1 protein-coding gene and 1 pseudogene are annotated in these 1,815 nt (G+C 69.0%); one reads left to right on the plus strand and one right to left on the minus strand.

The annotated features are described in order from the left end of the window. Positions 1-68 precede the first annotated feature (68 nt). The gene (locus tag AE652_RS40680; RefSeq protein WP_049660894.1) at positions 69-1,511 is read left to right on the plus strand and encodes a glyceraldehyde-3-phosphate dehydrogenase; all 1,443 of its coding nucleotides are present in this window, start codon (positions 69-71) and stop codon (positions 1,509-1,511) included. 89 nt (positions 1,512-1,600) lie between these two features. On the opposite strand, the pseudogene AE652_RS48855 reads toward AE652_RS40680, so the two are convergent. Beyond that, positions 1,601-1,815, minus strand: a pseudogene (locus tag AE652_RS48855) (hypothetical protein); the annotation flags it as partial.

A 1,815-nucleotide genomic window follows, 5' to 3' on the forward strand; every position in this document is an offset into this window, starting at 1 on the left:
CCGGCGGTCGGGGCGCGGGCGGGCGAAGCTACCATGTGGGCAACACCCTCAGCTCGAAAGATGGACTTGTGACTGTCAACGACGACGTGTTCACGGACTGGAAGAACCGCGAGGAGATCGCGGAGTCGATGATCCCGATCATCGGGCGGCTGCACCGGGAGCGGGACGTCACCGTTCTGCTCCACAGCCGGTCCCTGGTGAACAAGTCGGTGGTCAGCATCCTCAAGACGCACCGCTTCGCCCGGCAGATAGCCGGCGAGGAGCTCTCGGTCACCGAGACGATGCCGTTCCTCGAGGCCCTGACCGCCCTGGACCTCGGCCCCTCGCAGATCGACCTCGGCATGCTCGCCGCGACGTACAAGGCGGACGACCGCGGCCTGTCGGTGGCGGAGTTCACCGCCCAGGCCGTCGTCGGCGCCACCGGTGAGAACAAGCTGGAGCGCCGGTCCGGGCAGGACGTCGTGCTGTACGGGTTCGGCCGCATCGGCCGGCTGGTCGCCCGGCTGCTGGTCGAGAAGGCCTCGGGCAACGGCCTGCGGCTGAAGGCGATCGTCGTGCGCAACAGCGGCGGCGACGACCTGGTCAAGCGCGCCTCGCTGCTGCGCCGTGACTCCATCCACGGCCAGTTCCAGGGCACGATCACCGTCGACGAGGCGAACAACAAGATCATCGCCAACGGCAACGAGATCACGGTGATCTACTCCGACGACCCGACCACGGTCGACTACACGGAGTACGGGATCAAGGACGCGATCCTGATCGACAACACCGGCCGCTGGCGCGACCGCGAGGGCCTGTCGAAGCACCTGCGCCCCGGTATCGCCAAGGTCGTGCTGACCGCGCCGGGCAAGGGCGACGTCCCGAACATCGTGCACGGCGTGAACCACGACACGATCAAGCCGGACGAGCAGATCCTGTCCTGCGCCTCGTGCACCACCAACGCCATCGTCCCGCCGCTGAAGGCGATGGAGGACGAGTACGGCGTGGTCCGCGGCCACGTGGAGACCGTCCACTCGTTCACCAACGACCAGAACCTGCTGGACAACTACCACAAGGCCGACCGCCGCGGCCGCTCGGCGCCGCTGAACATGGTGATCACCGAGACCGGTGCCGCCTCGGCCGTCGCCAAGGCCCTGCCGGACCTCCAGGCGAAGATCACCGGCAGCTCGATCCGCGTCCCAGTGCCGGACGTCTCCATCGCGATCCTCAACCTCCAGCTGAAGCGGGAGACCAACCGCGAGGACGTCCTGGAGTACCTGCGGAACGTCTCGCTGACCTCGCCGCTGAAGCGCCAGATCGACTTCACCGACTCGCCCGACGCCGTCTCCAGCGACTTCATCGGCTCGCGCCACGCCTCGATCGTGGACGCCGGCGCGACCAAGGTCGAGGGCGACAACGCGATCCTCTACCTGTGGTACGACAACGAGTTCGGCTACTCGTGCCAGGTGATCCGGGTCGTCCAGTACATCTCGGGCGTCGAGTACCCGACCTACCCGGTTCCGGCGGTCTGATCCACCGGTAGGGCAGGACGACGGAGCAGTACGGCGGGGCGGTGACCGACAGGTCGCCGCCCCGTCGGCGTTCGCGGGCGGGGCGGTCGCTATCTTGAGGGATCACTGACAGGACTGGGGAGGGTGATCGGGATGGGTGGTCGGCGGGTGCTCGCCGCGGTGGCGGCGGCCGGGGTGCTGACGGGCGTGCTGACGGGGTGCTCCTCCGGGGGGTCTTCGAAGGCCGCGGGCGGGGCGGCCGCGGGCTCGCCCGCGGCTCCGGCCGCGTCGAGTCCGGCCGCGACGGGAGCGGCGACCGGTACGG

Origin of the sequence: Kitasatospora sp. MY 5-36 (assembly GCF_001182915.1) — a bacterium.
Lineage (GTDB): Bacteria > Actinomycetota > Actinomycetes > Streptomycetales > Streptomycetaceae > Kitasatospora.